Origin of the sequence: Arthrobacter antioxidans, assembly GCF_023100725.1 — a bacterium.
Taxonomy (GTDB): domain Bacteria; phylum Actinomycetota; class Actinomycetes; order Actinomycetales; family Micrococcaceae; genus Arthrobacter_D; species Arthrobacter_D antioxidans.
The window spans coordinates 2,997,108-3,024,066 of the sequence record NZ_CP095501.1 but is presented as its reverse complement, the minus strand read 5'-3'; the positions used below and the strand labels follow the sequence as shown (position 1 = coordinate 3,024,066).

Sequence of the window (26,959 nt, the reverse complement as noted above, 5' to 3'; positions counted from 1 at the left end):
GGCGTGATCCTCCTGGGCGTCGGGCGTCCGGGCTGGTGGACGCGGGGGTGGTGCGGCACCAGTGTCGCCGACGTCCGCTGCGGGCACCAGAGCCGGTCGGCCCTGATGCCCGGGGAACGCTCGGTGCCGGAGTCCGCACGTCCCGCCGTCGTTGTCGGCGCCGGCCTCTACGCTGGATTTGTGGAACCCACCTATCTCTGCAGCGGCGTCACCTGGCACGAGGCCGGTCCGGCCCTGTCGATGCACGAGGTGTCGGCGCTGCCCGGGGACTCCGGTGAGGAGGACGAGGGGCGGCACGAACTGCTGCTCACTCCCGGCACGAGACTGGCCTTCGAGATCACCGCCGAAGGGAAGTACTGCCTCGGCTTCCACCGGGTCCATGGTCGGGACGATCGCACATGGGTGCGGTGTGCCGACCAGGCGCCGTCCGAGCGCGGCTCCCAGTGCGGGCGGTGCTTCGCACAGGACGACCTCCGTTTCATGCACGACATCCACCGCTCCGGCATCGCCCCCGCCGGGCTGAAGCGCTACCTCGACCAGCCGCACTGGCTCTACGTGGCGACCTTCGCGGACGGCTCGACCAAGGTCGGGACGGCGTCGCACCTGCGGAAGCGGGCTCGCCTCGTGGAGCAGGGCGCCGTCGTCGCGCAGTACGTTGCACACGCCCGGGACGGGCGGATCGTCCGGATCCTCGAGGACGAGGTCACGCGCACGGTCGGCCTGCCGCAGGCCGTGCGATCCGCCACCAAGGCCGCGTCCCTGTGCGCGCCGCTGCCCTCCGTGCAGCTGGAGCACGTCAACGACGGCTTCGCCCTGGCAGCCCGGGGACTGCTGGCCGGGGGTATGGGGATCGAGGGTTTCGTGGTGGTGCACGAGGAGTTCGAGCCGCCGTCGTCGTGGTCCGCAGTCCTCAGCCGGCGAGGACTGCAGCCGTACCCGTCGCCGCTCGGCCAGGGCCGGCACGGCGTCACCGTCCGCGAGGTACTCGGCCCGTCCGCGCTGGTCTCGATCGATGGCTCGGACCTCGTGTTCGTCGCGGACCTGGCCCAGCTCAAGGGTCGGCGGCTCAGGGCCGGGGACTTCAGCACGCCGGTGCCGGCTGTCCAGGAAGCGCTCTTCTGATGACCGAGGGGCGGGCGGCAGTAGAATCGGGGAATGCTGAATACGCCCTGGGAGACCGGCTCGGACCTGTACCGCAAGCTGGTGGTCTCCGCCCTGGCGACCACGGCGCTCGGCATCCTCATCGCCGTGGTCGGAGCCGTCACGGACCAGCGCACGCTCGTCTTCACGGGCATCCCGATCATCGTGGTCGGCATGGTGTGCCACCTCGCGGGCATGGTGGTGCGTTCGCGCGACACCCGGCGCCGCCTCAGGGACCGGCGCTGAGCCCGCTCAGCCCGACGGCCGACGCCGTCCCCTTCCCGCGCCTTCAACCAGGATCTCCCGCCCGCCCGACGCCGTTTCCATCGGAGGAACCATGACCATCGACCCAGACCTGCAGGGGCGCAGCTACCCCGCAGGAGAGACCTACTCCGTGGGCCGTGAGGCGATCCGCGACTTCGCCCGGGCCGTCAAGGCGACGCACCCGGCGCACTACGACGTCGAGGCCGCGGCAGCGCTCGGGCACCGGGACCTCGTGGCCCCGCCCACATTCGCGATCATCGTCGCCCAGCGTGCCGACGCGCAGCTCATCGCAGACCCGAGCGCGGGGATCGACTTCACCCGTGTGGTCCACGCCGACCAGCGCTTCATCCACCACCGCCCCATCCTCGCCGGCGACCAGCTGGTCGCCGAACTCCACGTCGACCAGGTGCGAGCCATGGGCGGTGGCGCGATGATCACCACGCGAGCGGAGATCTCGACCGTCGACGGCGAGCCGACGGCCACCACGACGTCCTCGCTCCTCGTCCGAGGGGAGGACCAGTAGCCATGGCAGTCTCCATCAGCACGCTCGAGGTGGGCCGGCAGATCGGCTCCACCACCATCGACATCACCCGCCAGGACCTCGTCCGGTACGCAGGAGCCTCGGGCGACCTCAACCCGATCCACTGGAACCAGGCCTTCGCCGAGGGCGTCGGACTCCCCGGCGTGATCGCCCACGGCATGTTCACCATGGGTGCCGTCGTCCAGCTGGTCACCGACTGGGCCGGCGACCCCGCCGCCGTCATCGACTACCAGACGCGCTTCACCAAGCCCGTCGTCGTCGAGGACACGACGGCGCGGCCCGGGGAGCCCGGAGCCGTGGTGGAAGTGACGGGCGTCGTCGGCGCGATCGACACCGAGCGGTCGACGGCGAGGATCGACCTCACCGTGACGTTCGCCGGGCAGAAGGTGCTCGTGAAGGCGCAGGCCGTGGTGAGACTGCCATGACCGTGCCCCTGACCGACACGCTGCTGGCCGACCTCACGACGACACGTGTCGGAGGGCCCGCGCGCACCCTCGTGGAGGCCACGACCGAACAGGAGATCGTGGAGGCCGTCCGGGCCGCCGACGCCGGAGGGGACCCGCTGCTCATCATCAGCGGCGGGTCGAACCTGCTGATCGGCGACGCCGGCTTCGCCGGCACCGTCGTCCGTGTCACCTCGAGCGGTTTCACCGTCAACGACGACGACGCCACGTGCGGCGGCGTCATGGTGAAGGTGCAGGCCGGGCACGACTGGGACGACCTCGTGAAGTACACCGTCCTGCACGCGTTCACAGGTCTCGAGGCACTCTCCGGCATTCCCGGCTCCACGGGTGCGACGCCCGTCCAGAATGTCGGAGCCTACGGCTCGGACGTGTCCCACACCATCGCCACGGTGCGGACGTTCGACCGCGAGACGGACAGCATCAAGAGCTTCACCAATTTCGAGCTGCAGTTCGGCTACCGGGACTCCCTGCTCAAGCGCAGCACCGTCGACGGATCGCCGCGCTATGTGGTGCTGACGGTCGAGTTCCAGCTCGGCCTCGGACGCATGAGCACCCCCATCCGGTACGCGGAGCTGGCCCGTGCACTCGGCGTCGAGGTCGGCGCGCGTGCCTATGCCAACGACGTACGCCGTGAGGTGCTCAGGCTGCGAGCGGGCAAAGGCATGGTGCTGGACGCGCCGGACCCGGACACCTGGAGCACGGGATCGTTCTTCACCAACCCGATCGTCCCGCAGGACGTCGCGGATCGGCTGCCGGCCGACGCCCCCCGGTATCCGTCCGGTGAGGACGGCTGCGTGAAGCTCAGTGCGGCCTGGCTCATCGAGCACGCGGGGTTCTCCAAGGGGTTCGGCCTTGCGGACGACGACGGGTTCGTTGCGGCCGGCGGTCGGGCCTCGCTGTCGACGAAGCACACGCTCGCGCTGACCAACCGGGGCGGAGCCTCGGCGTCGGACCTGCTGTCCGTCGCCCGTCTCGTGCGGGACGGCGTGGAGCGCGCCTTCGGGATCCGGCTGGAGCCCGAGCCGTTGCTCATCAACTGCGCCCTGTAACTGGTCGCGGGCGGCGTAGAGGTCGAACTGCTCCTCGTCGGCCGCGCCGTCCGCGTCCCGCCGCCCGGTAGTCGGTGGCGGCTGCCCGATGGCCGTCGGCACCGGCGTGGTCAGGCTCAACGGCCCACGGGGCCGGATGCCCGGTCGGTGACCGGTCCGGCAGCCCTGCCGGCGGCCCTGCAGGCGGCCTGTGGGTCCGGATGCCCGGTCGGTGACCGGTCCGGCAGCCCTGCCGGCGGCCGGTGGGTCCGGATGCCCGGTCGATGGTCCGGTAGTCAGGGTGGGCCCTCCGGCCTCGTCAGGCCCGTCGGCCCTCCGGCCTTGCCAGGCCAGCCGATCTACTGGTTCGGTAGGGTCGGTCGCCTGTTCACCGGGTTCACCCAGCGCGCGGGGGAGCGGCGTGCCCGTTCGGCGGCAGCGCGCGTGAGAACGACGTCGTTCCAGCTGTCCTCGCGCTGAACGAGCTGCCGTGAGCAGAGCCACTGGGCCAGGCGTGAGGCGACGCTGATCTGTGCGAGGCGATCGTGGAAGTCGGGAAGGAGCTGCGGTGCTGCAAGGAACTCCGGGAGGGCGTGCAGCAATTGCCGCGCACCCATGACCCGGACGTAGGCGTCCTCGGTGCCGAACTGGCGTTCGAGTGCCAGTAGTTCCTGCTCGGCGTCCGTCAGCCTCGTCACAGCAACGTGTTCCAGGTAGGCGCGGAGGTGGTCCTGGATCCGCTCGTACCGCAGCAGGCTCTCGGGGTGCCGCGTATGGCCGCTGGCCGCGAAGAAACGCCGGAGGACGATATCTGCGTTCACGGGATCCATGCGCCCATCCTTCCTGTGACCTCCGACCTTTTGGCCCGGCCTTTGGCCTGACCTTTTGGCCCGTCCGTTTCGGCGGTGCTCGTTTCGGCGGTGCTCGTTTCTGCAAGGGTGCCGATGCACAGTCGGCGCCGTGGTGCGAGGAATGTGGATGACTCGTCGTCACTTGTCCTCCACAATCACGACCCGCCCTCGAAAATAGTACGTACGTTCGATAAAATCAGGTATGGCTATCGCACCGCTCGAGAATCCCGGGGAAACGGACGTCTCTCTTGGGATCGTGTACGCCGCGCTGGTGCAGGTTGCTGATTCGTTGACGGGCCAGGGCCGGATGCTGTCACGGAGCGAGGCGGTGCGGACGCTGGTCGATGTCGAGGACATCTCGCGGGTGGTCGATTTCCTCCAGGTTTTCGCCGCAGGCATGGCGGAGGAGAGGGGGCTGGGTTCGGGCGAGAGACCTCACGCGGTCGGCTCGCTCCAGACACGAGCCGAACAGTCACTCGACAGGCTGGGAACAGCCGGTGCAGCTGGGGTGAGGGCTCCCGGTGAGAGGGTGGCCGATGATGCGGGCGGGAACCGATTCCGGACCTGTGCGGACTACTTGCGGTCCAGATTGGGCATCAGCCGTGCCGAGGCGAAGCGCAGGCTGGATCTGGCCCACAGCGTATTGCCCGGTGTCGCGCCCTCGGGCGCACTCGTCGAGCCGCAGTCGGCAGCTGTGAGCGCCGCGTTCGCCTCCGGGACGTTGAGCGGGCGGGCAGCGACGGTCATCTGTTCCGCAGTTGATCGCGCCCGCTGCCTTGCTGCCCCCGAGCAGCTGGCATCGATGGAGCATCATCTCACCAGGCAGGCTCTGGAGTCCGACGAGGATGTTCTCCGCGTCGTCGCGCGTCGCTGGGAGACCGTCCTGGACCAGGACGGTCAGGAACCTACCGAGAAGGTACTGCGGAGTCGTCAGGGCGTGTTTCTCCGGGGCCGGCGCAACGGGCTACGCATGCTCGAGATCGGGGCCACCGACGAACAGTTCGAGCATCTGGTCACGGCCATGAACACCGCCACGAACCCCCGGACTCCCAGCTCTGACCGCACCCCGGACGATCCTCAGTGCCTCGGCGGCACTGAAGCCATGGCGGACGGTGGTGGTGATGGTGATGGTGATGGTGATGGTGATGGATCCGTGGCGGCGAACCGGATGGAAGGCCCTACGCGGGCGCAAAGCCTTCTCGACGGACTGGTGGGTGCGTGCCGTATCGCCCTGTCCACCTCCCTCCTGCCGGCAACCGGTGGCCACAGGCCCCAGGTCATGGTCACCATCGACTACCGCGACCTCCTCGGCGACGTCCGTGAGACCACCTGCAGCCGCGAAACCAGCAGTCATGACAGCAGAAGGGGGGATACCTCGGGTCATGCCTTCCTCGCCGGCCCGAGGGGTGGAAGCGGGACAGGGCGTGCCGTGTTCGTCGAGCAACTCAGTGCAGGCACCATCCGGCGGATCGCCTGCGACGCCGACCTGATCCCCCTCGTGCTCGGGGGCGACGGGCAGATTCTCGACATGGGCCGTGCGGGTAGGCTCTTCCCGCCGCACATGCGTCGCGCTTTGGTCGCCCGGGACCGGGGCTGCGCGTTCCCCGACTGCACTGTTCCAGCCACTTGGTGCGAGGCCCACCACATGACGCCCTGGTCCCGCGGGGGTACCACCAGCATCGACAACGGGGTCCTGCTGTGTGCGCACCACCACCACACCATCCATGACGGCCTCTGGACGGTCGCGTCGCACAACGGCATCCCCTGGTTCACGCCACCGCCACAATTCGGTCGACACGGAACCACCGCTCGACGCAACAGGTACTGGCATGCCCAGCCCGGGGTGGAGTACGGCGCCATCGACACGGTCCCGTCGGGAGAGTAGTAGAGCAAAGGCCCGAGCGATCGGTGGAGTGTCATTGCCACCTGGCCGGCCGAACAATCACCGCCAGCTCTCGCTGTCCGATATCGGCAACTTGTCGTCGGTTCCCGGCTGGGGCGCCGTCAAGCCGTCGTCGAATCCCCGTCAGCTCCCGGCCGGCTCCGGCAGCTCGCCGTCGGACCGACGTCCAGCTCGACGTCGGATCTCCGCGAGAGAACCTGTTGATTACCGATGCACGGGAAGTCGCCTCAGAGGTTGCCGGTGGCGATCATCAGCATCCGGCGGAGTGGCTCGGCCGCTCCCCACAGCAGCTGGTCGCCCACCGTGAACGCGCTGATGTACTCCGGGCCCATCTCGAGCTTTCGGATCCGGCCGACGGGGACCTCCAGCGAGCCGGTCGCCGCGACGGGCGTCAGACCGGCGATCGTGTCGGCCTTTGTGTTCGGGATGACGCGTACCCACTCGTTGTCCGCTGCGATGATCGACTCGATCTCGCTGACCGGCAGGTCCTGTGTCAGCTTCAGGGTCAGCGCCTGCGAGTGCGAGCGCATGGCACCCACCCGGACGCAGAGGCCGTCGAACGGGATGCGCGTCGCGGTGCCGAGGATCTTGTTGGTCTCCGCCCCGGCCTTCCATTCCTCCCGGGACACACCGTTGCCGAGGTCGCTGTCGATCCAGGGGATGACGGACCCGGCCAACGGCACACCGAAATGGCTCGCTTCGAGGCTCGGGTGCCGCTGCTTGGCGAGGATCGCACGGTCGATGTCCAGGATCGCGGAGGCGGGGTCGTCGAGATTGACGGCCACGCTGCCGTGGAGCGCCCCGAACTGGTTGAGCAGCTCCCGCATGTGGCGGGCACCGCCGCCCGAAGCCGCCTGATAGGTCATCGACGTGCCCCACTCCACGAGACCGTTGCGGAAGAGCCCGCCCAGCCCCATGAGCATGCAGGAGACCGTGCAGTTGCCGCCGATGAAATCGCGGACGCCGCGCGCGAGTCCGACGTCGATGGCGTCGCGGTTGACCGGGTCGAGCACGATGATGCTGTCCTGCTCCATGCGCAGCGTGGAGGCGGCATCCAGCCACAGCCCCTGCCACCCGGCGTCGCGCAGCTTGGGGTAGACCTCGGCCGTGTAGTCACCGCCCTGGGCGGTGACGATGATCGGCAGCTTGGCGAGCGTCTCGACGTCGTACGCGTCCTGCAGCACACCGGTGCCCTCCGCGAACTGCGGCGCGGCACCCCCGGCGGCCGAGGTCGAGAAGAACACGGGGTTGATCCTGGCGAAGTCGCCCTCGTCCTGGAGACGCTGCATGAGGACGGAGCCCACCATGCCACGCCAGCCCACGAAACCGACGGAGGGCAGGGCAGAGCTCTCGGGTGCTGAAGTCATGCCCTCCAGTTTAGGCGTTGCGGCCTCACCGCCGCCGCTTTGTGACCGACGCCGCTCCTGCCGACAGGACGTCCCTCGGCGACGAGCTCACCTCGAGCTGCCGCGAGACTCCCCCGGCCGGGAGGCTCGTGGGAGGAGCATCCGTCGGACGACGACACCCACCGGGATGATCAGCAGCCAGAGGTACATCGCCACCGCGGGCATCAGGAACGCCACCGGGATGCTCACGGCGAACACGAGTGGTACGGGGAGCAGCGCCCGCACCACGTAGCGGTAGAGATCGCGGTCCACGGCACGGGCGAGGAGGCCTTCGCGCCACGCGTGAGCCCAGACGAGGTTCAGCATGGAGTAGAGGCCCGCGACCACGATGGCATAGGCCACCACAGGCCAGGGCGAGGACGTCCCGCCGTACTCGCTGAGTACGCTGGTGGGCAGGGGGAGCAGCGCGACGAAGAAGAGCAGCACCAGGTTCAGGACCTGCAGCCGAAGGTCGTAGCGGACGATGACGCTGAACTTCCGGTGGTGGTTCAGCCAGGCGCTGCCGATGACGGCGAAACTGAGGGCGAAGGCGAAGAAGTGCGGCAGCTGCTGCACCAGGGCCGCACCGACGCGGTCCGAGGGCAGGTCGTCGGGAATGTCGAGATCGAGGACGAGGAGCGTCATGGCGATGGCGAACACGGCATCGCTGAAGAAGACGGTCCTGTCGGTCGACTCACCCCTAGTGAGCACCGACCGGTAGCGGGACCTCAGGTCCTTCTGATGTGCTGGATCGGCATCGTCAGCGTGCGGCACCGTCCGAGCCTAGCGTCTCGCCCCTGCCCGGGATAGGCAGGGGAGGCCGCCCGATGGCCCTGTGCTCAGGCCGCCCGACGGCCCTGTGCTCAGGCTGCGTCCGACGGCGCTGCGGCCTCGTGCGCAGCCTTCGTCCAGAGGCTGATGCGGTAGCGGGTACCTTTCACGGACTCCAGCCAGCCTGCCTCGGGGGACAGGGCCGTCAAGGCCCAGTCCGTCCCCAGCAGGGGAGCGAGGGTGTCGCCCTCCGCCCCTGATTCGACGACGGTGACGAGGGCGGCGTTGGCGCGCTCCATGGCTTCGGCGTACACGCGCCCACCGCCGATGACCCAGATCTGCTCGGCACCGGGACTTGCTTGGGCGGCCTCGAAGGCGGCGTCGAGCGAATCGACGACGACGGCGCCGGGCAGGTCCACGCCGGATCCTGAGACGACGATGTTCGTGCGGTCCGGCAGGGGACGGAACGTCGAGGGGAAGGATTCCCACGTCCGCCGGCCCATGATCACGGGGTGGCCCGTCGTCGTGGCCTTGAAGTGCGCCAGGTCCTCCGGCACATGCCAGGGGATGCCGCCGTCCTTGCCGATCACGCCGTCCTCGGTCTGCGCCCAGATCATGCCGATCACGGGACGGGACCCGACGGCGTCCGGCACGCTCAGGGTGTGGGGGGAGGGGGCCGTGCTCATACGGCCACCGGGGCCTTGATGGTGGGGTGGTGCTGGTAGTCGATCACGTCGAAGTCCTCCAGGGCGTAGTCGAAGATGGTGTCCGGCTTCCGGTTCAGCTCGATCCGCGGGTACGGGTAGGGCTCCCGGGACAGCTGCTCGGCGACCTGCTCCACGTGGTTGTCGTACACGTGGACGTCACCGCCGGTCCAGATGAACTCGCCGGGCTCGAGGCCGGTCTGCTGGGCGACCATCAGGGTCAGCAGGGCGTAGGAGGCGATGTTGAACGGGACCCCGAGGAAGGTGTCCGCGGACCGCTGGTACAGCTGGCAGGAGAGCCGGCCGGGACCGCCGTCCACGCCGGGGCTCACGTAGAACTGGAAGAACACGTGGCAGGGCGGCAGCGCCATGGTGTGCAGCTCGGAGACGTTCCAGGCCGAGACCAGGTGGCGGCGGGAGTCCGGGTTCGTCTTCAGCGCCTCGACCACCTCGGCGATCTGGTCGATATGGCCGCCGTCGGGCGTGGGCCATGACCGCCACTGGACGCCGTAGACGGGGCCGAGCTCGCCGGCCTCGTCCGCCCACTCGTTCCAGATGGACACGCCGCGCTCCTGTAGCCAGCGCACGTTGGAATCGCCGCGGAGGAACCAGAGCAGCTCCAGCGCCACGGACTTGAAGTGCACACGTTTGGTGGTGACGAGCGGGAAGGACTCGCTGAGATCGAAGCGCAGCTGCCGGCCGAACACGCTCCGGGTACCGGTACCCGTCCTGTCGCTCTTGGCCGCGCCGTTCGCCATGACGTCGCGCAGCAGGTCCTCGTAGGGGGTGGGGATGGGAGTGCTCACCCGGCCAGTCTAGGACGAACGGGACGTCCCGTTCGGCCGCGTCGTGCGCGGGTAGACTACCCCCGGGCCGTACAGGTGACGGCGTCGCCGCTCACCTGCTGTTCACTTCGTACCGGAAGAATCCAGCCGTGACCATACCTTCGCCCGAGACCCACACCGCCCCTGCCGCCGCGCGGTTCATGGCGTCCGGGCGGGCGCCATCACCCCGCACCCTTCTCGACATCCTGCTGGCCACGGCCGCGGAACACCCCAGCGCCTCGGCGCTCGACGACGGCACCGAGGACCTCAGCTACACGGAGCTGGTGACGGCCACCGCCCGGTTCGCCGCCACCCTGCGCGCCGCCGGTGTGGGTCGCGGCGACACCGTCGGAGTACGCCTCCCCTCGGGCACCAACGAGCTGTACATCGCGATCCTCGGAGTGCTCTCGGCAGGTGCCGCCTATGTGCCGGTCGATGCCGACGACCCCGACGAGCGCGCCCGCGTCGTGTTCGCGGAAGCGCGTGTCGCCGTCGTCGTCGGGCACGGCCTGTCGGTGATCCCCGGCCCGGGCGGACGCCGGGCGATCTCCGGAGACCCCACACCGGACGACGACGCCTGGATCATCTTCACCTCCGGTTCCACGGGCACGCCGAAGGGCGTCGCCGTCTCGCACCGGTCGGCAGCCGCGTTCGTCGATGCGGAGGCACGCCTGTTCCTGCAGCACGAGCCCCTCGGGCCCGCCGACCGCGTCCTGGCCGGCCTCTCCGTCGCGTTCGACGCCTCCTGCGAGGAGATGTGGCTGGCCTGGAGGCACGGCGCATGCCTCGTGCCGGCACCGCGCGCCCTCGTGCGCACGGGCGTGGACCTCGGTCCCTGGTTGATCGCCCGCGGGATCACCGCCGTGTCCACCGTGCCCACGCTGGCGGCGCTGTGGCCCGCCGACTCCCTCGAGAACGTCCGCCTCCTCATCTTCGGTGGGGAAGCATGCCCTCCGGACCTCGCGCAGCGCCTGGTCGTCCACGACCGCGAGGTCTGGAACACCTACGGCCCCACCGAGGCGACCGTCGTCGCCTGCGCCGCACGCCTCGGCGGCGAGGGCCCGGTGCGTATCGGCCTGCCCCTGGACGGCTGGGACCTCGCCGTCGTCGACGAGTCCGGCCTGCCCGTGCCGGAGGGCGGCACCGGCGAGCTCATCATCGGGGGAGTCGGGCTGGCCCGCTACCTGGACCCGGCCAAGGACGCCGAGAAGTACGCACCGATGCCCTCGCTCGGATGGCGGCGCGCCTACCGTTCGGGCGACCTCGTGCAGCTGCACGCGGCCGGACTGGTCTTCGTCGGCAGGGCTGACGACCAGGTGAAGCTCGGCGGCCGCCGCATCGAACTCGGTGAGGTGGATGCGGCACTCCAGGCGCTGCCCGGGATCGCCGGCGCCGCCGCCGCCGTCAGGACGACGCCGTCGGGCAACCAGCTCCTCGTCGGCTACCTCGTCCCGGCCGACGGCGACCCCGACCTCACGGCCCTGCGCGCACTGCTCGCCGAGGAGTTACCCGCGGCGCTCGTCCCCCTGCTCACCGTCACCGACGCCCTGCCCACGAAGACCAGCGGCAAGGTGGACCGGAACGCCCTGCCCTGGCCGCTCGCCGGCGTCGGCGATCCGGGCGAGCCCGGCAGCCTGGAGGACCTCGACCCGCGCGTCCGGTGGATCGCGGACCAGTGGGCCGCCGTCCTCGGCACCGTCCCGGCCGACGAGGACGCCGATTTCTTCCTGCACGGCGGCGGGTCCCTCGCGGCCGCCCGGCTCGTGTCGCTGATCCGCACCCGCTACCCGGTCATCACGGTCGCCGACATCTACGCCCATCCGCGGCTCGGCGCACTCGCGTCCTTCGCCGCGGAGACGGGCGACGGGGTAGAGCAACCACCCGCCGCCGAACGTGCCGTCCGGCGCACCGCACGCAGGTCACAGGTCTTCCAGACCATCATGGGCATCCCGCTGCAGTTCCTCGCCGGCATGCGCTGGCTTACCTACGCGATGATCGCGAGCAACGTCCTCGCCGGGCTCGGAGTCCTGACGTCCGCGGCGACCCTGTCCTGGTGGTGGGTGGCGCTGTCCTGGCTCGTGTTCGTCAGCCCGTTCGGGCGGATGGCCCTGTCCGTCCTCGCGGCCCGCCTCCTGCTGGGCGGCGTGGAGCCCGGCGTCTATCCGCGGTCCGGCAGGGTGCACCTGAGGCTCTGGCTCGCCGAACAGATCTCGGACAGCGTCGGGGCGGTCAGCCTCGCGGGTGCACCCTGGGTGCAGTTCTACGCGCGGGCACTGGGCGCGCGGATCGGGCCCGACGTCGACCTCCACTCCGTCCCGCCCGTCACGGGCCTGCTCACCCTCGGAGCCGGCGCGTCCGTGGAACCGGAGGTGGACCTCTCGGGCTGGTGGATCGACGGCGACCGCATCCATATCGGTGGGATCACCGTGGGCGCTGGAGCCGTGGTCGGGGCACGCAGCACGCTGATGCCGGGGGCGAGGATCGGCGCCGGCGCCGAGGTGGCCCCGGGCTCGGCGGTCCAGGGAGCTGTCCGGTCCGGACAGCTCTTCGCGGGTTCGCCCGCCACCCGGGCGGGCAGGGCGAAGCAGGACTGGCCCGACGCCCCGCCGGCCCACTCGCGCCTGCGCACCCGACTGACCTTCGCGGCGTTCGCCGCGGCCTCGGGCGCGCTCGCACTCATCCCGTACGCCGCCGCCGTCGTCGCCGCGCTGCCCGTCGTGGCCGCGCTGCGCGGAGCCGCGTCCCTGTCCTCGGCGTGGCCGTCCCTCGTGGGGCCGGTGGCACTCGCCGCCGTCATCTGGCTCATCACCACCGCAGCCCTGGTGCTCGCCACGGTCCGGATCCTGGGCATCGGCCTGCGGGAGGGCCATTACCCAGCGCGCAGCCGCATCGGCTGGCAGATCTGGGCCACGGAACGCACGCTCGACATGGCGCGGGACCTGCTCTTCCCGCTCTACGCGAGCCTGTTCACGCCCGTCTGGCTGCGGCTCCTCGGGGCGCGGGTGGGCCGGAACGTCGAGGCGTCCACCGTGCTCCTCATCCCGAAGATGACCACGATCGGCGAAGGTGCCTTCCTCGCGGACGACACCATGGTGGCCTCCTACGAGCTCGGCGGCGGGTACCTGCGCATCGCGCCCGCGAAGATCGGCCGGCGCGCCTTCCTCGGCAACTCGGGCATGACGTCGGCGGGTCGGCGCGTACCGAAGAACTCGCTCGTCGCGGTGCTGTCGGCCACGCCGGCGAAGGCCAAGGCCGGCAGCTCCTGGCTGGGCAGTCCGCCCTCCCGCCTGCGCCGGCTCGCCGTGACGGGGGACCAGAGCCGCACGTTCCAGCCCCCCGGGCGCCTGAAGGCGGCGCGCGCGTTCTGGGAACTGTGCCGCGTGGTGCCGGTCATCCTCACCGTCACGATCGCCGCCGCGGCCCTCGTGGCCTTCGATGCGCTCGCCCTGTGGGGCGGCTACCTCGTGGCGGCCCTGCTGAGCGGCGTCGTGTTCACGGTGCTGGGCGCCGTGGCGGCCGCGAGCGCCGTCGTCGCGAAGTGGCTGCTGGTCGGGCGGATCACGGCGGGCGAGCATCCGCTGTGGAGCTCCTTCATCTGGCGCAACGAGGTGGTGGACACGTTCATCGAGAGCGTCAGCGCTCCGTGGTTCGCCCGTGCCGCCAGTGGGACGCCGTCGCTGGTCTGGTGGCTGCGGGCCCTGGGGTCGAAGATCGGGCACGGTGTCTGGTGCGAGAGCTACTGGCTGCCCGAAGCGGACCTGGTGACCCTTGGTACCGGGTCCACTGTCAATCGCGGATGCGTCGTGCAGACCCATCTCTTCCATGACAGGATCATGAGCATGGACACCGTCGAGCTCGCCGCAGGCGCAACCCTCGGTCCGCACAGCGTGATCCTGCCCGCCGCCCGGATCGACCAGGGTGGCACCGTGGGGCCGGCGTCGCTGGTGATGCGCGGCGAGACCGTCCCTGCAGGGACCTACTGGATGGGGAACCCGGTCAGCTCCTGGTCTGGCCCGGGGGACGGTGCGTGAGCACCAGTTCCGAGAGCTTTGCGCCCGACCCGTACACCCCGAGCAACGGCAGCACCTCCTATCGCGTCGACCACTACGACCTCGCCCTGGACTATCGGCTCTCGAGTAACCGCCTGTCCGGTCGTGCCGTCCTCACCGTGACCGCGCACCGGGGGCTGCACCACGTCGAACTCGACCTCGAGGGGCTCCGCACCACGAGGGTCACCTCCGACACCGCCCGCATCCGGTCCTTCAAGGACCGCGCCGGCAAGCTCGTCATCGGGTTCCGCGACCCGGTGCCGGCCGGTACCGGGTTCACGCTCGACATCCGGTACGAGGGCAACCCCCGCCCCATCACCGGCATTTGGGGCGAGATCGGGTGGGAGGAACTGACCGACGGCGCCCTCGTGGCCGGGCAGCCCACCGGGGCGCCGTCGTGGTTCCCCTGCAACGACCACCCCTCGCAGAAGGCGGCCTACCGGATCGCGGTGACCACCGATGCCGGGTACCGGGCCGTCTGCAACGGCGTCCTCGCCTCCCGCGTCGACCGCGCCAGCAGGACCACCTGGACCTACGAGCAGGCCGAGCCGATGGCCACCTACCTCGCGACGGTGCAGATCGGTCGTTACGCCCTCGTGGCACTGAACGATCCCGCGGGGCCCGCCGTCGGACTGCCCGTCCCGGGTGCGCCGCGAGTGCCGGGCGCCCCCGTCCCGCTGTACGCGGCCGTGCCGCCGTCCCTCGCCCCGGCGGCCAAGGCATCGCTGGCGCGCCAGCACCAGATGATGTCCGTGTTCGAGCAGTGCTTCGGGCCATACCCCTACCCGCAGTACCTCGTGGTCGTCGCCGACGACGACCTCGAGATTCCCCTGGAGGCGCAGACACTCTCCATCATCGGGCGCAACCACCTCGATCAGGGCTGGGAGGCGCAGCGGCTGATCGCCCACGAGCTCGCACACCAGTGGTTCGGCAACTCCGTCACCGCGGCGCGCTGGCAGGACATCTGGCTGCACGAGGGCTTCGCCTGCTACGCCGAGTGGATCTGGTCCGAGGCCAGCGGGTCGACGACGGCGGACTCCCACGCGCGGTCCACCCACCAGCGCCTCAGCAGGGCGCCCCAGGACCTCGTCCTCGCCGACCCCGGCGCCGTCGACATGTTCGACGACCGCGTCTACAAGCGTGGCGCCCTCACGCTGCACGCGCTCCGGAAAGCCGCCGGAGACGACGCCTTCTTCGCCCTGCTGCGCGCCTGGTCCAGCGAGCACCGCTTCGGGACGGCCACCACTGCGGACTTCATCGCGTTCGCGGTGCACACGCTCCCCGGCGCCGGCGTCGGGGACCTCCTGGTGCCGTGGCTGCTCTCGAAGGCGCTGCCCGCGCTGTAACGCGCGCCGTCCCACACCCGGACAGCGGCACGCAGTCCTGCTGCTCCCACCGGTCCTGCCCCTTTCGGGGTCGTGTGCCACGTCGTGTCGACCTGTTCGTCGTGCCCGGTGCGCCGTCCTGTGGGGACGCGCTGTTTTCCCCGGCTCGGCGTTCTGCGGGGCCGAGCCGGTTACCGTCGGTACGCGCGTCCTGTGGGGGCGCGTTGCGTGCCCGGTACGCCGTCCTGTGGGGGCGCGTTGCGTGCCCCCGTGCACCGTCCTGTGGGGGCGCGTTGCGTGCCCGGTACGCCGTCCTGCCGGCCCGGTCCCCCCAGGGGCGGATCCGATCCTCAGGGGTCGATGGCGACGGCGGCCACGAGGCCCAGAGGCTCCAATGCGTCGCCTCCGATCGAGGGGAGGTCGGTGACCCTCCACTCCCGCAGGACTTCGACCGAGTCCGGGCCGCGATCGGCGAAGCCGGTGCCGAGAGCCTTGATCAGGGCCTCCTTGCGGGCCCACAGGACTGCGCGGGCCGTCGCCCGGTCGCCGACCGGGAGTCCGCCGACCATGGTCCGCTCACCGGGAGTCAGGGCAACGTCGTCGAACCCCTCGAAACCCACTGCGGCGACGGTGGTGAGGTCCACTCCGAGCCCCGGCCGGGCCGACGGGACAGCAGTATGCGATGTCGGCGTCCCGACCGCTTCATGCACTCCGTGCGGTTCGAGCATCCCGACCGTCCCCAGCAGCCCGTCGGTCCCCGCCGTCCGAGCTGTCCCACGCGGCTCCTGCGGCTCCTGCGCCACGATTGTCCCCTGCGTCCCGATCGTCCGCGGTGTCCGGGCTGTCCCAGGCGGCTCCTGCGCCCTGAGCGTCCGCAGTGTCCCGGCCGTAGCGTGCGTCGCGAGCGCTCCGAGCAGGACGAAGCCCCCCGTCCTGGACAGGCTGAGTGCCAGCGGTACGCGTTCTCCGCGCAGCAGGTATGCCGGTCGGCCGTGATCGGGCACGCCGTCCGGTCCACAGACAGGGCACTCGAAGCCGGACACGAGAAGGTCTGCCCGGATCCCGAGCAGGTCAGCAGTGAGGGCACGCAGGAGGTATCGGCCCGCGACGAAGGACGCCGACTGCTCGGCATCGACGGTCCTGGCCGCCCGCGCGCGTTCCACGTCGTCGAGGAGCCGGAGCATGGCGGTGGTGGGCGGGAGGCCGGACCCGGGGCCGATCCTCCGCAGGCTCAGGACGGCGCCCGACGGCGGGCCCATGGGGTCGGCGGCCGTGGCCGGAGTCCCGAGAAGTGGGGTGCCGGCAGCTGGAGCACCGGGGTCGGTGACCGTGGCCGGCCTGCTCGGGGACGGTGCGCCGGCATCCGGAGTGCCGGGATCGGCGGCCGTGGCCGGAGTTCCGGTGATCGGAGTACGGGGAGCCCGAGTGCCGGGGAATCGCTTCACTCCACCATCGTCCCCGAGGGTAGGGCGGTGAGGCCATCCGGCCGGGGGATCGGCCGACGAACCGGTGTGGGAGCCGGCGTGGGACTCGGTGAGGGAGCGGTCGGCCTAGTGGCCGGCGAACAGTTCGGCACACACGTCGTCGCGCAGGACGAACGGTCGCGGACGGTCGGGGTCGGCCGGCCGGCCGTACACGTAGTAGCCGCGGCCCTCGCCGGGGCCGCCGGCGGCGCGGTCGATGGCGTGCATGAGCTTCGGTGTGAGCGGCCCCGCTGGTCCGATCCGGTGGATCTGCTCGATCTCGTGCGGTGCGAGTGCCCGTACGAGGCTTTTCACATCGGCCATGGGAGCGGTCCTGTCGTCGGTGCCGGTCGCTGCGTGAGGGTCCGACACTAGGCACTCCGGATGAACGAGGCATGAACAGCGGCGATCGGACCGCTGACGTCCAATGAACTGATCTATCCTCGCTGGACGGCTGGACGGCTGGACGGCTGGACGGCTGGACGGCTGGACGGCTGGACACCGAGGAGACAGACGCACCGCCAGGAAGTGGCGCGTCAGGATCCGGCGCGGCGGCCCTGCAGGCGGGCCCTGATCTCAGTCGTCGTAGGCGCGGAACTGCTCCATGGACACGATGCGCCCCTGGTTGGCGCTGCTGACCTGGCAGATCACTGCTTCGCCGGGCGCGAGGTGCGGGTCCTCGACGGGCAGGAGCTCGTGGAGGTGGCCCGGCATGTGGCCGCGCAGCACCGAGAGGACGAGCGGGAGTACCGGGCGGTGGGTGCAGATCGCCACGGGCCTGCGCTTGTCCAGCAGACGCTCGATGACGGCCCTGGTGCGCGCCGGCTTCCTCTTGGCATCGTGCTCGGTCAGCGCGTCGAGGAGCTTGAGCTTCGCGCTGCGCTGCTTCACGTAGGGCGAGATCGTCTGGACGCACCGCACCCAGGGGCTGCTCACCACCCGCTCGGGAGTCCATGCCTGGAGCAGGCGGCTCACCGCGGTGGCCTGCCGCCGGCCGGTCGCGGCGAGAGGTCTTTCACCCTCGGCCCTGCTCCAGGACGAACGCGGCTTGGCCTTCGCATGACGGACCACGATCAGGGGCCACGTCTGGAGATTCCGTGCACGGTGCGCTTCGATGAGCGAATCGAGAGGCACCACGTCGGTCGGGTTGCTCAGCACGGTGCGTGCCTCCTCGGGGGACGCCCACCGTGCGCCGTCCACCTCGGTGCCGTCCGGCACCGGGGTGGCCCGTTCGATTCTCGCCGCCCAGTAGTACACCACCTTGTCGCCGGAGTTCACCGGGTAGTTGATCGTCGCCAGCGGGATGCCGAGCCTCACGCTCAGCCCCACTTCCTCGAAGGTCTCGCGGACGGCGCATTCGGGCGTCGTCTCTCCCGGATCGAGCTTGCCCTTCGGCCAGGACCAGTCGTGATAGCGGGGGCGGTGGATGATCAGGACCTCGAGCGCGCCCTTCTCGATCCGCCAGCACAGCGTGCCGGCAGCGACGACCGCCGCGCCGCCGGTCGCCGTGGCGGTGGTGGCCTCCTCCGTGGGTGGCGCCATCAGCGGCGCGACACTGCCCGCTGGCGGGCGCGGGACGCGAGCAGCGAGGACTGGATGTCCTCGAGCAGCGCGCCGTCGGCGTTCTTGTGGTGCCGGGTCCAGCAGCCGGTCTCGTCGAGGTGCCAGCTGGAGACCGCCGGGTCCATGTACCGGTCCATGAGGTTCATCAGGTAGGAGATGTCCTCGGCCGAGCTGAGCTGTACGAGTGCCTCGACGCGGCGGTCCAGGTTGCGGTGCATCATGTCCGCCGATCCGATGAACACGGCAGGCTCTCCGCCGTTGGCGAAGGCGAAGACACGCGAGTGCTCGAGGAACCGGCCCAGCACGGAGCGCACCGTGACGTTCTCGCTCAACCCGGGGACCCCTGGCCGTACGGAGCAGATGCCACGCACGATCACGTCCACCTGGACGCCCGCCTGCGATGCGCGGTAGAGCGAGTCGATGATCGCTTCGTCGACCATGGAGTTCACCTTGATGATCACGCGTGCGGCGAGCCCGGCCTGCTTGTTCGCGATCTCCCGCTCGATGCGGTCGATCAGACCCGAGCGGACGGACCGCGGCGCCACCAGGAGGCGCTTGAAGGTGGACTTCGGGGCGTACCCGGAGAGCTGGTTGAACAGGCGGGACAGGTCCTCGCCCACCTGCTCGTTCGAGGTGAGCAGGCCGAGGTCCTCGTAGTACCGGGCCGTCCGCGGGTGGTAGTTGCCGGTGCCGATGTGGCAGTAGCGCCGGAGCCCGTCGATCTCCTGCCGCACCACGAGCGAGAGCTTGCAGTGGGTCTTGAGCCCCACGATGCCGTACACCACGTGCACGCCGGCCTGCTCGAGCTTGCGGGCCCAGGAGATGTTGGCCTGCTCGTCGAAGCGTGCCTTGATCTCCACGAGCGCCAGCACCTGCTTGCCGGCCTCGGCGGCGTCGATCAGGGCGTCCACGATGGGGGAGTCGCCCGACGTCCGGTACAGCGTCTGCTTGATGGCCTGGACCTTGGGGTCCGCAGCCGCCTGCTCCAGGAACGCCTGCACGGAGGTGGAGAAGGAGTCGTACGGGTGGTGCAGCAGGATGTCCCGCCGGCGCATCGCCGCGAAGACGTTCGCAGCCTTCGAGGTCTCGCTCTCGTTGAGGTAGCGGCTCGTGTGCGGGACGTGCTTGGGGAAGTGCAGGTCCCCGCGATCGATACCGGCGATCACGCTCAGGCCCCGCAGGTCCAGGGGTGCCGGGAGGTTGTAGACCTCGTCCTCCTCGACACCGAGTTCCCGCGAGAGCAGTGCCCTGATGCTGGGGTTGATGTCCGTGGTGACCTCGAGGCGGACGGGCGGCCCGAACCGGCGGCGGAGCAGTTCCTTCTCGAGGGCCTGCAGCAGGTTCTCGGCATCGTCCTCCTCCACCTCCAGGTCCTCGTTGCGCGTGACCCGGAAGAGGTGGTGCTCGAGCACCTCCATGCCGGGGAAGAGCTGGTCCAGGTGGACGGCGATGACTTCCTCGAGCGGGATGAAGCGGGCAATGCGCCCGGCGACGTTGCCCGCACGCGGCCCGTCCACGGACATGAGGCGCGGCAGTTGGTCGGGCACCTTCACACGGGCGAAGAGTTCCTTCTCGCTGACGGGGTTGCGCACCACGACGGCGAGGTTGAGGGACAGCCCGGAGATGTAGGGGAACGGGTGGGCCGGGTCGACGGCGAGCGGCGTGAGGATCGGGAAGACCTTCTCGGCGAAGATCTTGTGCAGCTCTGCGCGTGCGGCGTCGTCGAGTTCCTCCCACGTCGTGAGGTGGATCTGCTCCTGGGCGAGGGCCGGCCGGATGTGCTCGGCGAAGACGGCTGCGTGGCGCTGCTGGAGCTGGTAGCCGTCCTGCATGATCTTCTCGAGCTGCTCGATCGGGCTGAGCCCCGCGGCGGACGGTACTGCCAGGCCCGTGGCGATCCGGCGCTTGAGGCCGGCGACCCGCACCATGAAGAACTCGTCGAGGTTGGACGCGAAGATCGACAGGAAGCTGACCCGCTCCAGCAGGAACAGCTCCGGGTCCTCTGCGAGTTCGAGGACCCGCGCATTGAAGTCGAGCCAGCTGATTTCGCGGTCGAGGAACCGGTCCGCCCGGATGTCGCCGGACGGCAGCAGGCTGGGAGCGAACTCCGGGATGTCGATGCGGTCCTGGGTGGCCCGGGCCGGTGCCGTCTCGGAGGACCCGTACAGTGACGCACCCCGGCGTTTGGTTCCTGAATCCATTACGTCTCCTGCAGCGTGGGCGGTCATGGTGGCGTGGACCCCGCTCCGACAGAGCCGGGGACACCTCGAAACAACCTTACAAGGTGGGTTGCGCCACCTTGGCCGCATACATCACGTCGACATCCCAGCGCGTGAACCCGAGGGCACGGTAGAGCGCCACAGCGGCCGTGTTGTCCGCGTCGACGTAGAGCATGATGGCCTGCAGGCCCCGGGCGTGGAGGTACTCGATGCCCGCGATCGTCAGGGCCTTGCCGAGGCCCATGCCCTGCGACTCGGGCGTCACACCGACCACATACACCTCGCCCATCGCCGGGTGGGCCCCCACCGCGGGGTGGACCTTGGTCCAGTGGAAACCGAGGAGGGCGCCGTCGCTCTCGCGCACGGCGAGCAGGAAGCCGTCGGCGTCGAACCAGTCCTCGTCCATCCGCGCGTCGAGGTCCGCGCGCGTCGTGGCGCCCTGTTCGGGGTGGTGCGCGAAGGCGGCCGCGTTGGCCGCGAGCCAGGCCTCCTCGTCCTGCCCGCGGACGAACGTACGCAGCACGACGCCGTCGGGCAGTCGGAGGGCGGGGACGGATTCCGTGACGGCCGCGCGGGTCAGGCGCATCCTCCACAGTTCCCGCACCGGTGCGTAGTCGAAGCGCGCCGCCAGGTCCGCGGCCGCGGAATGGTTGCCGTGGGACCAGCCGCGGAGGTCGGAGATCCCCTCGGCGAGGACCGCCTGGATCAGTGCCGTCCCTGCCCCCTCCCCGCGACAGTCGGGTCGGACGACGAGCTCGAGCACGGCGCCCTCCTCGGAGCCGAGCGTGACGACGGCGACCCCGGCGAGCTCGCTGTCCGGCGCGTCGGAGGTGCGGGCCGTGAAGACGAGTTGGCGCCCCCCGGCGTCGTGGGCGCGGAGGGTGAGGAGGGTCTGCTCGGAGAGCGGCGGGTTGCCGTCGGCTTCGGCGGCGGACGCGGCGAGACGGCGTACCTCGTCGACGACGTCCGTGGGCGGGGCGCCGGCGATCCTGCCGACGGACCAGGTGGGGGCGTGCTGAGCGGCGGTCATGCGCCCAGCCTAGTCGTGCGCCGCCCACACGGTTTGGTACCCGCCCGTGGCGTGCTGTAGTGTCGGGAACTGCTCGAGGGGGATGCGCCAGTGGGGCGCCCGCGATACGTTCGACCCGTATGTCCTCCACTTCCACCGGCCCGGCCGGGAACACGAGAAAGCCCCTTCCACCCTCGGGTGGAAGGGGCTTTCTCGTGGGGTCAGGCGTCCTGGTTGACCGAACTGCGGTCCTCGGGCAGGCGGGTCAGCGTGAAGCGGTACCCGACGTTCCGTACGGTGCCGATGAGCTGCTCGTGGTCGGAGCCGAGCTTCGCCCGCAGCCGGCGCACATGGACGTCGACGGTCCGTGTGCCCCCGTAGTAGTCGTAGCCCCACACCTCGTGCAGGAGCTGGTCGCGGGTGAACACCCGCCCTGGGTGCTGCGCGAGGTACTTGAGGAGCTCGAACTCCTTGTACGTCAGGTTCAGGGGCTCGCCCCCCACCCGCGCCGTGTAGCTGGCCTCGTCGATCACCACGCCGGACGCGTGGATCTCGGTACTCGTCCCTTCGCTGGCAGCCGCCGAACGCGCGATCACCAGCCGCAGCCGCGCCTCAACCTCCGCCGGGCCCGCCGAGTCGAGGACGACGTCGTCGGCCAGCCAGTTCGCGGCGACCGCCGCCATGCCACCCTCCGTGAGCACGAGCAGGAGGGGCGCGCTGAGGCCGGTGGCCTTGAGGAGCTGGGTGAGGGACCGCGCACCGACGAGGTCCTTGCGCGCATCGACGAGGACGACGTCGCACGGCTCCGTCTCGAGGAGCGCGGTGGGTTCGGCCGCAAGGATGTGCACCTTGTGATTGAGCAGTTCGAGCGCCGGCAGGATGTCGACGGACGAGCCGGTGGTATTGGTGAGCATCAGGATGTGCGGCATGTGTCCTCCACGGGTCGGGAATGCGCATCATCGGGCAACGGCGCCCCCTCCCGGGCGGGGAGGATGGGCGGTCGAAATTTGGTCAAGTATAGCCTCCGCCCTGTGATGCACCACACGCACGGCGACCGCCGGCAGCGCGGCTTTTCCCCGCACCAGCGCGGGTAGGGCAGTATTGCTGGGGTGAAGAGGACGAGTGTGGCCGCAGCGGCCGGAGCCGCGGCCATCGCGACCGGAGCGATCGTCGCGTCCTCCTACATCTCCGGGACGGCGGTCGCCGTGGCCGTCGGGGTCCTCTGCCTCGTGACCGCCCTCGGGTGGCCCTACATCCTGCGCGTACCGGCCGGGAAGAGCCTGTCGACCGCGATCGGACTCGCCGCACTGCTCGCCGTCGTCCTCGCAGCGACCGTGACCGGGCCGTTCTTCATGACCTGGTTCCCCGTCTCCGTGGCACTCGGCGTCGGCGCGGTGTTCATGATCCAGCTCCTCCGGGGGACCGGCCAGAGCCTCCGGCTCGAATCGACCCTCGGGGCGAGCGCCGGCGTCGTGACCGTGGCCATGGGCTCGGGCTGGGTGGCCACGGACCGCCTGGCCGTCAACGCCGCCGATTCCGGCATGACACTCGTGACCGGCGTCAGCATCCTCATCGCGATCGCGGTGTGCCTGCTGCCACTGCCGGACCGGCTGGTCGCCCCTGCCGCCGTCGTGCTCGGCGCGCTCGCCGGCCCGCTCGGGGCCCTGCTGTTCACCGATGTGTCGGCGCTCGCCGCCGCGGTCGTGGGACTCGCGTGCGGTGCCGTGATCGCAGGGACGCGGCGGCTGCTCGTCGCCCGGGAGGCGCCGATCGACCGGGTTGCAGCCATCGCGGCCGGCATCGCCCCCGTGCTCGCGACCGGAGCCGTCGTGTACTTCCTCGACACGCTGTTCCTCGCCTGAACCGGGCCTCCGCGCCCGGGCGTGGTCCGGATCGCCGGGGCCGGCCGCCCGCCGCATGTGTTCCTCCGGTGTCCTGACCGCGCGTTAGGATGAGAGGCATGTCCATCCTTGCCCTTGAAATCTTCTTCATCTCGCTGCTGGTCATCGCCGGTCTCGGCATGGCCGGTTTCGCGGCCCTCGTCATCACGCGCCTGTACAAAGGCCAGAAGTAGCCGACTGACCCCGGAGGCCCTATGTCGATCGACCTGCCCACCGACCTGACCCCCGAGCTCGTCCCGCTGTCGTGGCTCCTCGGAACCTGGGAGGGGACGGGGATGCTCGGCGAAGGGACCGCCGACTCGGAGCGCTTCTCGCAGCGTGTCGTGTTCTCGCAGAACGGTCTGCCCTACCTGCAGTACAGCGCCGAGTCCTGGCTCATCGACGAGCAGGGTGCGCAGCTGCGTCCGCTGTCGGTCGAGACCGGCTTCTGGGCGCTCGACCGCAAGCTGAACGACGCCGATGTCGGCCCCGGCCTCAGCCCCGCGGACATCGTCCCGGCGCTCAAGACGGCCGACGAGGTGGAGCAGTTCCGCAATGATTCCGGGGGCTTCGACATCACGGCCACCGTGGTGCACCCCGGCGGCATCGCCGAGCTCTACTACGGGAGCATCAAGGGGCCGCAGATCCAGCTCAGCACCGACCTCGTGATGCGCGGCCAGCACTCCAAGGAGTACGCGGCGGCCACCCGGCTGTTCGGCCTGGTGGACGGCAACCTGTACTGGCGCTGGGATGTCGCGGCCCAGGGCAACTCCCTCGAAGCCCATGCGTCCGCGATCCTCAGGAAGATCTCCTGAAGCGGCTGTAGCCGGCCCGCCGGCGCCACCCCGGAATAGTCCCGCCTGGAAGGCGTTGTTGTATCACATGACCCCACGAAGCCCCCTGCTGAGCCGACACGGTGCCGTCGAGGGCGGCGGAGCCGACGCCGGTGTGGCCTCCCACTACGGCGACCCGTTCCGTGAGCAGCGCCTCCTGGCGGCAGGCGAGGCCGTCGTCGACCTGTCGCAGCGCGGCGTCGTCACCGTCTCCGGACCCGACCGCCTGAGCTGGCTGAACACGCTCTCCTCCCAACTGCTCCTCGACCTCCGGCCCGGCCGGAGCTCCGAGACGCTGCTCCTCACCGTGCAGGGCCGGATCGAGTACGCGGCCCACGTCGTCGACGACGGCGCGACCACCTGGCTCATCACCGAGGGAGGCGAGGCCGCGCCGCTGGCCGCCTGGCTGGATCGCATGAAGTTCATGCTCCGTGTCGAGGTCACCGATGCCACGGAGGCCTGGGCCGTGCTCGGGGCCACGAAGGCGCTGCCCGCGCAGGGCGAGGGCGCCGTCGTATGGGAGGACCCCTGGCCCGCCGTCGTCCCCGGCGGATACTCCTACGCGATCGTCGACGAGCGCGAGCACCCGGGCCGTGAACGTCCCTGGTTCGAGTACCTCGTGCCGCGCGCAGACCTCGAGGCGGCCGTGGCCGCCACGGGACTCCCGCCGGCCGGCTCGCTGGCAGCCGAGGCGCTGCGCATCGCGGCCTGGCGCCCACGGCCCGGTTTCGAGACCGACGAGAAGACCATCCCGCACGAGCTCGACCTCATGCGCACCGCCGTCCACCTCGCGAAGGGCTGCTACAAGGGTCAGGAGACGATCGCCCGCGTGCACAACCTCGGGCACCCGCCGCGTCGGCTCACCTTCCTGCACCTCGACGGCAGCCAGCACACGCTCCCCGCGCCCGGAAGCCCGGTCCTCAGCGAGGGCCGCACGGTGGGCAGGGTGACGTCCGTCGGCCATCACTACGAGATGGGTCCGATCGCCCTCGCCGTGCTCAAGCGGTCCGTCGACGCGTCCGCTGACCTGCTCGTTCAGGACGGGGACGAGGCCTACGCCGCCGGCCAGGAGGTCATCGTGGCGCCGGATGCCGGGCAAGTCGTCGGCCGCGCCTCGGGGTTCCTGAAGGGTCCGCGATGAGCGCCGACGGCGGGCAGGGCCCCACGGACGATGCCGCGGCCGCCATCGCCCTCGCACACGCGCTGTTCGACGCCGCGCGGGCGGGCGACAGCGCCACACTGGTGCGGTACCTCGACGCCGGGGTGCCCTTCACCCTGACGAACACGGCGGGCGACAGCCTGCTGATGCTGGCCGCGTACAACGGGCATCCGGCGATCGTGCGCGACCTGCTGGGGCGCGGAGCGGAAGCCGACCAGGTCAACGACCGCGGGCAGACGCCCCTCGCCGGTGCCGTCTTCAAGGGGCACACCGAGGTCGTACGACTGCTCGTCGAGGCGGGGGCGGATGCCGACGCCGGTACGCCCTCGGCCCGGGCAGCAGCCGAGATGTTCGGGCGGACCGAACTCCTGGGGCTGCTCGGCTAGTCCAGACCCGTCCCGGATCCGGGTCTGCCCGGTCTGGATCTGCTCCAGCCCAACCCCGGCCCGTACCGGATCCGGGGACTTTGCGGCAGCCCAGCCCCGGCCCGTACCGGATCCGGGGACTTTGCGGCAGGTTTGGCGCCCTCTGGCGGCGTGTCCCGGAACGACACGCTGTGGACGGCGCCGAAGCCCCTGGGACACGAACATCTGGGGCGACGCGCACCCGAACCGTCGTCCGGGCACGACCGGCCCTGGCGCCGACCCGGGCCCTGGCCCCAGCTCCAGGCGCGGACCGAACCCGGTCCTGTCCCCAGCCCTGGCCGGCCCCGCCCCGGATTTGAGTCTGCCCGGCTGCATCTACTCCAGCCCAGCCCGGCCCGTACCGGATCCGGTGACTTTGCGGCAGATCGGCTCCTTATAGCGGCGTGTCCCGGGCCGACACGCTGTGGGCGGCGCCGAAGCCCCCGGGATTCGTACGCCAGGCGGCGCTCAGGCGTCCAGGAGCACCGAGGTCTGAGTCCCCGCGAAGGCGAAACCGGCCCTGCGGGCGGTCCGCTGGGACGCCGTGTTGTCCGTCCGTGCGCGCCACTGCGGCACGAGTCCGGCGGCCATGGCGTCCTCGACCGCGACGGCGGCCACCCGCCCGGCATAGCCCTTGCGTCGGTCCTCGGGCGGGGTGATGACCGCGATGTGCGCCAGGATGCCCTGCCAGATGTCGTAACCGGCACCGGCCAGGGGAGTGGGTGGGGCCTCGGAGTCGCCGTCGAGCAGCACGAACGGGTGCTCCACCGCGGCGAGGCCCGCTTCGGCGACGTCGTCGGGCGGGCACCGGCGTTCGAGCTCGCGGACGAGCGAGGCCTCACCGGATACCACGGCCGGCGGCCCCTCGAACCGCGGCAGCTCGTCGCAGAAGTACAGCTGGGCCTCGCCGAGCCCGCGTCCGCCGTGGTCCCGGCTGAGCGTGAGCAGCGTCGAATGGCTGCGCAGCTCCATCCCGGACATCGTGCGTCCCGCCTCCACGGCCCAGCCGGGTCCCCCGAGCACCTCGCGGCCGAACAGGGTCACGAAGGTCAGCACCGAGGCGTCGTCGTCGACCGCATACAGGCGGTCGGAGCCGCTGGCCAGGGCGTCGTCGTCGAGCCCGAGCAGCCGCGACCAGGCGAGCTGGATGATCGAGACCGTGCCGGGATCGAGTTCCACG

The 26,959-nt window shown here is 70.6% G+C and carries 24 protein-coding genes; 12 read left to right on the top strand and 12 right to left on the bottom strand.

Going from position 1 to position 26,959, the window contains the following annotated elements; translation table 11 throughout:
- The first annotated feature begins 3 nt into the window (after nt 1-3).
- From MWM45_RS13955 to MWM45_RS13935, 5 genes are all read left to right on the top strand, one after another.
- Entirely contained in the window at nt 4-1,122 is a 1,119-nt protein-coding gene (locus MWM45_RS13955) for a DUF2797 domain-containing protein (protein WP_247826955.1), read from the top strand.
- 33 nt (nt 1,123-1,155) lie between these two features.
- Nucleotides 1,156-1,386, top strand: coding sequence for a hypothetical protein (locus tag MWM45_RS13950; protein ID WP_247826954.1), 231 nt, complete (start codon nt 1,156-1,158; stop codon nt 1,384-1,386).
- A 91-nt stretch (nt 1,387-1,477) separates the two neighbouring features.
- Nucleotides 1,478-1,927: a MaoC family dehydratase N-terminal domain-containing protein gene (locus MWM45_RS13945; RefSeq protein WP_247826953.1), complete on the top strand. Its 450-nt coding sequence runs from the start codon at nt 1,478-1,480 to the stop codon at nt 1,925-1,927.
- 2 nt (nt 1,928-1,929) lie between these two features.
- On the top strand, nt 1,930-2,370 hold the full coding sequence (locus tag MWM45_RS13940) for a MaoC family dehydratase (RefSeq protein ID WP_247826952.1): 441 nt from the start codon (nt 1,930-1,932) through the stop codon (nt 2,368-2,370).
- Nucleotides 2,367-3,458, top strand: coding sequence for a UDP-N-acetylmuramate dehydrogenase (locus MWM45_RS13935; RefSeq protein WP_418909695.1), 1,092 nt, complete (start codon nt 2,367-2,369; stop codon nt 3,456-3,458). The genes MWM45_RS13940 and MWM45_RS13935 overlap by 4 nt, the downstream gene beginning before the upstream one ends.
- Nucleotides 3,459-3,796: 338 nt before the next feature.
- Here the strand turns inward: MWM45_RS13935 and MWM45_RS13930 are convergent, their stop codons facing one another.
- Nucleotides 3,797-4,267 carry a hypothetical protein gene (locus MWM45_RS13930; RefSeq protein ID WP_247826951.1) on the bottom strand — a complete coding sequence of 157 codons (471 nt, stop codon included), beginning with the start codon at nt 4,265-4,267 and terminating at the stop codon, nt 3,797-3,799.
- A 223-nt stretch (nt 4,268-4,490) separates the two neighbouring features.
- Here MWM45_RS13930 and MWM45_RS13925 point away from each other — a divergent pair, with 223 nt between their 5' ends.
- Nucleotides 4,491-6,173 carry an HNH endonuclease signature motif containing protein gene (locus MWM45_RS13925; protein WP_247826950.1) on the top strand — a complete coding sequence of 561 codons (1,683 nt, stop codon included), beginning with the start codon at nt 4,491-4,493 and terminating at the stop codon, nt 6,171-6,173.
- 245 nt (nt 6,174-6,418) lie between these two features.
- Here the strand turns inward: MWM45_RS13925 and asd are convergent, their stop codons facing one another.
- The 4 genes from asd to MWM45_RS13905 form a co-directional block, all read right to left on the bottom strand.
- A complete protein-coding gene (gene asd / locus MWM45_RS13920) occupies nt 6,419-7,558 on the bottom strand; it encodes an aspartate-semialdehyde dehydrogenase (protein WP_247826949.1) in 1,140 nt (379 codons plus the stop codon).
- 87 nt (nt 7,559-7,645) lie between these two features.
- Nucleotides 7,646-8,287 (bottom strand): TMEM175 family protein, encoded by a 642-nt coding sequence (locus MWM45_RS13915; RefSeq protein WP_247826948.1) that lies wholly within the window; start codon nt 8,285-8,287, stop codon nt 7,646-7,648.
- 152 nt (nt 8,288-8,439) lie between these two features.
- The gene (locus tag MWM45_RS13910; RefSeq protein WP_247826947.1) at nt 8,440-9,033 is read right to left on the bottom strand and encodes a dihydrofolate reductase; all 594 of its coding nucleotides are present in this window, start codon (nt 9,031-9,033) and stop codon (nt 8,440-8,442) included.
- Nucleotides 9,030-9,809 carry a thymidylate synthase gene (locus MWM45_RS13905; RefSeq protein WP_247829239.1) on the bottom strand — a complete coding sequence of 260 codons (780 nt, stop codon included), beginning with the start codon at nt 9,807-9,809 and terminating at the stop codon, nt 9,030-9,032. The genes MWM45_RS13910 and MWM45_RS13905 overlap by 4 nt, the downstream gene beginning before the upstream one ends.
- A gap of 227 nt (nt 9,810-10,036) precedes the next feature.
- Here MWM45_RS13905 and MWM45_RS13900 point away from each other — a divergent pair, with 227 nt between their 5' ends.
- A complete protein-coding gene (locus MWM45_RS13900; RefSeq protein WP_247829238.1) occupies nt 10,037-13,906 on the top strand; it encodes a Pls/PosA family non-ribosomal peptide synthetase in 3,870 nt (1,289 codons plus the stop codon).
- Entirely contained in the window at nt 13,903-15,270 is a 1,368-nt protein-coding gene (locus tag MWM45_RS13895; protein WP_247826946.1) for a M1 family metallopeptidase, read from the top strand. The genes MWM45_RS13900 and MWM45_RS13895 overlap by 4 nt, the downstream gene beginning before the upstream one ends.
- A 329-nt stretch (nt 15,271-15,599) precedes the next feature.
- On the opposite strand, the gene MWM45_RS13890 is transcribed toward MWM45_RS13895, so the two are convergent.
- The 6 genes from MWM45_RS13890 to MWM45_RS13865 all read right to left on the bottom strand — a co-directional run bounded on the left by MWM45_RS13890 (nt 15,600) and on the right by MWM45_RS13865 (nt 22,432).
- On the bottom strand, nt 15,600-16,694 hold the full coding sequence (locus tag MWM45_RS13890) for a type I polyketide synthase (protein WP_247826945.1): 1,095 nt from the start codon (nt 16,692-16,694) through the stop codon (nt 15,600-15,602).
- A gap of 105 nt (nt 16,695-16,799) precedes the next feature.
- On the bottom strand, nt 16,800-17,036 hold the full coding sequence (locus MWM45_RS13885; protein ID WP_247826944.1) for a hypothetical protein: 237 nt from the start codon (nt 17,034-17,036) through the stop codon (nt 16,800-16,802).
- Between the two features lie 252 nt (nt 17,037-17,288).
- Nucleotides 17,289-18,254 carry an NUDIX hydrolase gene (locus tag MWM45_RS13880; protein ID WP_247826943.1) on the bottom strand — a complete coding sequence of 322 codons (966 nt, stop codon included), beginning with the start codon at nt 18,252-18,254 and terminating at the stop codon, nt 17,289-17,291.
- A complete protein-coding gene (locus tag MWM45_RS13875; protein ID WP_247826942.1) occupies nt 18,254-20,476 on the bottom strand; it encodes an RNA degradosome polyphosphate kinase in 2,223 nt (740 codons plus the stop codon). The genes MWM45_RS13880 and MWM45_RS13875 overlap by 1 nt, the downstream gene beginning before the upstream one ends.
- A 76-nt stretch (nt 20,477-20,552) precedes the next feature.
- The gene (mshD, locus tag MWM45_RS13870) at nt 20,553-21,524 is read right to left on the bottom strand and encodes a mycothiol synthase (protein ID WP_247826941.1); all 972 of its coding nucleotides are present in this window, start codon (nt 21,522-21,524) and stop codon (nt 20,553-20,555) included.
- A gap of 200 nt (nt 21,525-21,724) precedes the next feature.
- Nucleotides 21,725-22,432: a winged helix-turn-helix transcriptional regulator gene (locus tag MWM45_RS13865; RefSeq protein WP_247826940.1), complete on the bottom strand. Its 708-nt coding sequence runs from the start codon at nt 22,430-22,432 to the stop codon at nt 21,725-21,727.
- 180 nt (nt 22,433-22,612) lie between these two features.
- Here MWM45_RS13865 and MWM45_RS13860 point away from each other — a divergent pair, with 180 nt between their 5' ends.
- From MWM45_RS13860 to MWM45_RS13845, 4 genes are all read left to right on the top strand, one after another.
- Entirely contained in the window at nt 22,613-23,365 is a 753-nt protein-coding gene (locus MWM45_RS13860; RefSeq protein WP_247826939.1) for a hypothetical protein, read from the top strand.
- Nucleotides 23,366-23,598: 233 nt separating this feature from the next.
- Nucleotides 23,599-24,198 (top strand): heme-binding beta-barrel domain-containing protein, encoded by a 600-nt coding sequence (locus tag MWM45_RS13855; protein WP_043440544.1) that lies wholly within the window; start codon nt 23,599-23,601, stop codon nt 24,196-24,198.
- Nucleotides 24,199-24,265: 67 nt separating this feature from the next.
- Nucleotides 24,266-25,357, top strand: a complete 1,092-nt coding sequence (gene ygfZ / locus MWM45_RS13850) for a CAF17-like 4Fe-4S cluster assembly/insertion protein YgfZ (RefSeq protein WP_247826938.1) — start codon at nt 24,266-24,268, stop codon at nt 25,355-25,357.
- Nucleotides 25,354-25,761 carry an ankyrin repeat domain-containing protein gene (locus MWM45_RS13845; RefSeq protein WP_247826937.1) on the top strand — a complete coding sequence of 136 codons (408 nt, stop codon included), beginning with the start codon at nt 25,354-25,356 and terminating at the stop codon, nt 25,759-25,761. The genes ygfZ and MWM45_RS13845 overlap by 4 nt, the downstream gene beginning before the upstream one ends.
- Before the next feature lie 486 nt (nt 25,762-26,247).
- On the opposite strand, the gene MWM45_RS13840 is transcribed toward MWM45_RS13845, so the two are convergent.
- Entirely contained in the window at nt 26,248-26,958 is a 711-nt protein-coding gene (locus MWM45_RS13840) for a GNAT family N-acetyltransferase (RefSeq protein ID WP_247826936.1), read from the bottom strand.
- Nucleotide 26,959: the final 1 nt, after the last annotated feature.

Coding starts and splice junctions, on each gene's coding strand:
- MWM45_RS13950 (WP_247826954.1), top strand. CDS start 1,156: ATGCTGAATACGCCCTGGGAGACCGGCTCGGACCTGTACCGCAAGCTG.
- MWM45_RS13945 (WP_247826953.1), top strand. CDS start 1,478: ATGACCATCGACCCAGACCTGCAGGGGCGCAGCTACCCCGCAGGAGAG.
- MWM45_RS13940 (WP_247826952.1), top strand. CDS start 1,930: ATGGCAGTCTCCATCAGCACGCTCGAGGTGGGCCGGCAGATCGGCTCC.
- MWM45_RS13935 (WP_418909695.1), top strand. CDS start 2,367: ATGACCGTGCCCCTGACCGACACGCTGCTGGCCGACCTCACGACGACA.
- MWM45_RS13930 (WP_247826951.1), bottom strand. CDS start 4,267: ATGGATCCCGTGAACGCAGATATCGTCCTCCGGCGTTTCTTCGCGGCC.
- MWM45_RS13925 (WP_247826950.1), top strand. CDS start 4,491: ATGGCTATCGCACCGCTCGAGAATCCCGGGGAAACGGACGTCTCTCTT.
- asd (WP_247826949.1), bottom strand. CDS start 7,558: ATGACTTCAGCACCCGAGAGCTCTGCCCTGCCCTCCGTCGGTTTCGTG.
- MWM45_RS13910 (WP_247826947.1), bottom strand. CDS start 9,033: ATGAGCACGGCCCCCTCCCCCCACACCCTGAGCGTGCCGGACGCCGTC.
- MWM45_RS13905 (WP_247829239.1), bottom strand. CDS start 9,809: ATGGCGAACGGCGCGGCCAAGAGCGACAGGACGGGTACCGGTACCCGG.
- MWM45_RS13900 (WP_247829238.1), top strand. CDS start 10,037: ATGGCGTCCGGGCGGGCGCCATCACCCCGCACCCTTCTCGACATCCTG.
- MWM45_RS13885 (WP_247826944.1), bottom strand. CDS start 17,036: ATGGCCGATGTGAAAAGCCTCGTACGGGCACTCGCACCGCACGAGATC.
- MWM45_RS13880 (WP_247826943.1), bottom strand. CDS start 18,254: ATGGCGCCACCCACGGAGGAGGCCACCACCGCCACGGCGACCGGCGGC.
- MWM45_RS13875 (WP_247826942.1), bottom strand. CDS start 20,476: ATGGATTCAGGAACCAAACGCCGGGGTGCGTCACTGTACGGGTCCTCC.
- mshD (WP_247826941.1), bottom strand. CDS start 21,524: ATGACCGCCGCTCAGCACGCCCCCACCTGGTCCGTCGGCAGGATCGCC.
- MWM45_RS13865 (WP_247826940.1), bottom strand. CDS start 22,432: ATGCCGCACATCCTGATGCTCACCAATACCACCGGCTCGTCCGTCGAC.
- MWM45_RS13855 (WP_043440544.1), top strand. CDS start 23,599: ATGTCGATCGACCTGCCCACCGACCTGACCCCCGAGCTCGTCCCGCTG.
- ygfZ (WP_247826938.1), top strand. CDS start 24,266: ATGACCCCACGAAGCCCCCTGCTGAGCCGACACGGTGCCGTCGAGGGC.
- MWM45_RS13845 (WP_247826937.1), top strand. CDS start 25,354: ATGAGCGCCGACGGCGGGCAGGGCCCCACGGACGATGCCGCGGCCGCC.